The organism is Thermococcus sp. (assembly GCF_027012695.1).
Taxonomy (GTDB): Archaea; Methanobacteriota_B; Thermococci; order Thermococcales; family Thermococcaceae; genus Thermococcus.
The window spans coordinates 1-2,849 of the sequence record NZ_JALUYR010000055.1 but is presented as its reverse complement, the minus strand read 5'-3'; the positions used below and the strand labels follow the sequence as shown (position 1 = coordinate 2,849).

At 52.1% G+C, this 2,849-nt stretch carries 1 protein-coding gene; it reads left to right on the top strand.

Features of this window, described 5'->3' with window-relative positions:
* Nucleotides 1-106: 106 nt before the first annotated feature.
* Nucleotides 107-2,849, top strand: a 2,743-nt coding sequence (locus MV985_RS04580; protein WP_297463665.1) for a DEAD/DEAH box helicase, incomplete at its 3' end; no start/stop codon positions are given.

The window sequence follows — 2,849 nt, the reverse complement described above, 5'->3', positions numbered from 1 at the left end:
TCTCCCTTTCGTTCATCATCTCACCGGTCTGAGTTCCAGTCCACCACTTAAAAAGTTTGTTAGGCCAACCGAATAGTTTAAAAACCGAAAAGAAGACGATGGCGCGATGAGCGGGGAAAGGATAAGGCGGGCGGAGAGAGAATACAGCGACGAGGAGATATTTAAGATACTCAGCGAGCCGGTTAGGGAGTGGTTTAAGCGGAAGTTTGGGAGCTTTACACCCCCTCAGCGCTACGCGGTGGTGGAAATCCACCGGGGAGAGAACGTCCTGATTTCTTCCCCAACCGGTTCTGGAAAGACTCTCTCCGCTTTCCTGGCGGCGATAAACGAGCTGATTCTCCTCGGAAAGGAGGGAAAACTCGAGGACAAAATATACGTCATCTATATCTCACCGCTTAGAGCACTCAACAACGACATAAAGCGCAACCTGGAGGGGCCTTTAGCGGAGATAAAGGAAGTGGCAAAGGAACTCGGCTACGAGTTACCCGAAATCCGCGTTGGAATACGGACGAGCGACACCTCGAGCTACCAGAAGAGCAAAATGGTGAAGAAACCGCCCCATATACTCATCACCACTCCGGAGAGTCTCGCCATAGCTCTAAACGCCCCCAAGTTCCGCGAGAGGCTGAAGACGGTGAAGTACCTCATCATCGACGAGGTTCACGCATTGGCGGAAAACAAGCGCGGCTCCCACTTAGCTCTGAGCGTCGAAAGGCTGGCGGAGATGGCCGAGCAGGAGTTCGTCAGGATAGGTCTGAGCGCGACGATACACCCCCTCGAGGAGGTTGCGAAGTTCGTCTTCGGCTTCGACGACGAGGGGAAACCGAGGCCGGGCCTCATCGTTGACGTCAGCTTCGCGAAGGAGACAAAGATAGAAGTCGAGAGCGTCGTTGAAGACCTCATATACACCCCGGCGAACGTTCTGAGCGACGCCCTATACTCCCGCCTGGCGGAGCTTATACGGGCGAACAGAACGACGCTCATCTTCACCAACACGAGGAGCGGAGCCGAGAGAGTCGCTTTCAACCTGAAGAAGCGCTATCCAGAGTTTGAAGGTTTAATAGAGGCCCACCACTCCAGCCTTTCCAGAGAGGTTCGCCTTGACGTCGAGGAGAAGCTGAAGAGGGGCGAGCTTAAGGCCGTCGTTTGTGTCTCTGGAGACTCAAAGATTCTAACCGAGGGAGGTCCCGTTGAGATTAGGGAGCTAGACGCCTCGGGAATTACTGGGGTGGACTCCCTCAGGACGAAGTTCGTGAAATTCAATGAGCCACAGAGAGTCCCCTACCACAGCGAAGGTCTCAAGATCAAAACTAAACTTGGCTTTGAGGTTGTGGCGACGAGGGAGCACAAGTTCCTCACAGTCAGGAACGGAGAGCTTAAATGGATAGAGGCCAAGGAACTCAGAGAAGGTGACTACGTCGCGGTCGTCCGGAGGCTTCCAAGTCCCGAAAGAGAAGTTTCAGTCGTTGAACTTCTTCCCGATTCGGCCTACCTGCACATTAAGGAGGACTTTCTCCGGGAGCTTAAGCTCTCTATACGGGCAAAGTTTGGCTCGATTAGGGCCTATGCACGCCACAGAGGGTGGGATGCCTCTTACCTCACCAAGCAACTCAACGGCGTTTATCCCTTCAGATGGAGCAGGTTGAAATCCCTTCTAAGGGATGCGGGGCTTGAGATACGTGGGGAAGACGTTGAGAGAATAACCTCTGACAAGGATCGCTACACCCTCCCCGCTACCTTCACTCCGGGAATGTCCAGACTGCTTGGTTTCTGGATGGCTGACGGCTCGTGGAAGAGCGGAACCCTAACCCTCTTCTCAACTGAGAGGGAGATGCTCAGAAAGTACAGGGAGTTGAGTAAGAGAGAATTCGGCGTCGAGGGGATTATAAGAAAGCAGAACGAAAGCACGTGGACGCTTGAGATTCCATTTGTCCTGCTTCCAAGGATTTTCAAGGCCCTAACGGGAAACACAGGAAGGAAGTCAAAGAGGGGAGTTTTTCCTTCAATAGTTTATGCTCTTCCCGAGGAACACAAGAGGGAGTTTTTGGCAGGTTACTTCGACGGAGACGGCTACCTGGAGGTTAAGGATGGACGGGTTTATTCGGCGGGCTTTTCTACGTTCAACAGAAACTTCGCCGAGGGGATTAGAGACATCCTCCTTCAGCTTGGAATAGTATCTTCCATCAGAGCCAGGGATTACGATGAGGTTCAGCGCTTCCGAGGAAGGGAGATACCAAAGAAAGGAATCTCTTATACGGTGGCCGTCATAGGAGGAGAGTACCTCGGACGATTTTTCGAGAATATACAGCCCTGGAGGAGCGGCCTCTCCAACTGGAAAGAACTCTACTCTGAGGGATACTCCAACCTCGACGTCATTCCTGGAATTGGGAAGCGCCTGAGAAAACTCCGGGAGAAGCTTGGAATAAGCTCCTACCGCCTCCAGAAAATGGGCCTTTATAATCCGGTGAAAGTCGAACTTGGGACGCGAGAAATCAGTAGGAGAAACCTCCTAAAGCTCCTTGAGGTGTATGAGAAAGAGGCAAAGGATAAAGGAATGCGTGAGGTTATAAGGGATATTCAGGAACTGAGAAAACTCGCCGAGGGTGACGTATTCTTTGATAGGATAGCGTCACTCGAACCCGCTTACATTGATTACGCCTACGGAATAATAAACTCCGAAACCGGGAACTACGTTGTTAACGGCTTCATCTCAAAAAACAGCTCGACAAGCCTTGAGTTAGGGATTGACATTGGTACAATAGATCTGGTCGTCCTTATCGGTTCGCCGAAGAGCGTCAACCGTGCGTTGCAGAGAATCGGTAGGGCCGGCCACAGGCTCCACGAGGTGA